Raw genomic sequence first — 1478 nt, forward strand, 5'->3', positions numbered from 1 at the left:
AACTAATCTCTTAAATTTCTCCTCCTCCAGTCAAATTATTCAGGAACCTTTAGGAGTGGTTTTAATTATTGGTGCTTGGAATTATCCCCTCCAATTGTTATTAGTGCCTTTAGTTGGTGCTATTGCTGCCGGTAACTGTGCGGTATTAAAACCGAGTGAATTTGCCTCAGCGACGGAAAAATTAGTAGTTAAAATAATTCAGGAAATATTCCCAGAAGAATATGTGTTAATTGTCCCGGGAGATGGTGCGGAAGTAATTCCGAATATCTTAGACAGTTTTACCTTTGATCATATATTTTTTACTGGCAGTACCAGGGTAGGAAAAATTATTTATCAACTAGCGGCAGCAAAGTTAATTCCTGTTACTCTAGAATTAGGGGGAAAAAGTCCCTGTGTTATCGAAGCTGATGCTAATATTTCCGTGGCAACCCGTCGCATTGCCGTGACAAAATTCTCTAATTGTGGTCAAATGTGTATCGCAGCTGATTATGTTTTGGTACATCAATCCCAGCAGGAGAATTTGATCAGAGAATTAGCTAATACTATTGTTAATTTTTTCGGTGAAGATGCCAGATTAAGTGCTGATTATGGTAAGATAATTAATGATAAACAATTTGATCGCCTGATTGACTTGCTCAAAGATGGTGAGATTGTTTTTGGTGGCAAAACCGATCGAGAAAATTTATATATTCAACCAACTTTATTAACTAATGTTTCCCTCGATGCTCCTATTATGCAAGGGGAAATATTCGGTCCAATTTTACCGATCATTGCCTTTAGCACTTTTGAGGAAGCTTTAGCAATTATCGCTAAAAACCCTAACCCTCTAGCTTTTTATCTGTTTACTACTAAGGCAAAGACTGAAAAGAAATGGTTAGAATCAGTCCAGTTTGGGGGAGGTTGTATTAACAACAATAGTTTTCATTTTACTAATCCTAGTTTACCCTTTGGTGGTCGAGGAAATAGCGGTATTGGTAGCTATCATGGTCGTTTTTCCTTTGAGAATTTTAGTCACCAAAAAGCGATTATGAAAACACCTCTTTGGTTCAATCCCGCTTTAAAATATCCGCCTTTTAAGGGTAAATTAAACTTATTTAAGTTATTGGTTCGCTAAAAAGCTACAGTTTAAGTTAAAGCTTTTAAGAGAGCTTGAAATTTCAGCTGAATTTCTGCTAGTTCTTTTTCCGGATCGGAACCGGCAACAATACCCGCACCGGCGTATAATCGCGCTCGATCGCCTTTAATTAAGGCCGAACGAATACCAACAATAAACTCACTATTATTTTGACAATCAATCCAACCCAAAGGAGCGGCATAAAGAGAGCGATCAAAGGTTTCATAATGACGAATTTGTGCTAAAGCGATCTCGGTGGGAACCCCAGCAACAGCAGGAGTGGGGTGTAGTTGGGCAACAATTTCGAGGGGATGGATGGAGGGTTTTAGTTTGGCATGAATAGGAGTCCAGAGATGTTGAATAT

General features: G+C 38.4%; 2 protein-coding genes. One reads left to right on the forward strand and one right to left on the reverse strand.

Annotated features, from left to right (window positions below):
- Nucleotides 1-1114: aldehyde dehydrogenase family protein (locus tag IQ242_RS24635; RefSeq protein ID WP_193961761.1), on the forward strand; the 1114-nt coding region annotated here is incomplete at its 5' end.
- An 11-nt stretch (nt 1115-1125) separates the two neighbouring features.
- Here the strand turns inward: IQ242_RS24635 and IQ242_RS24640 are convergent.
- On the reverse strand, nt 1126-1478 hold a 353-nt coding region (locus tag IQ242_RS24640; protein ID WP_193961762.1), incomplete at its 5' end, for a chorismate-binding protein.

The sequence above is a fragment of the Microcystis sp. LEGE 08355 genome, from assembly GCF_015207185.1.
In the GTDB taxonomy this organism is placed as follows: Bacteria; Cyanobacteriota; Cyanobacteriia; order Cyanobacteriales; family Microcystaceae; genus Microcystis; species Microcystis panniformis.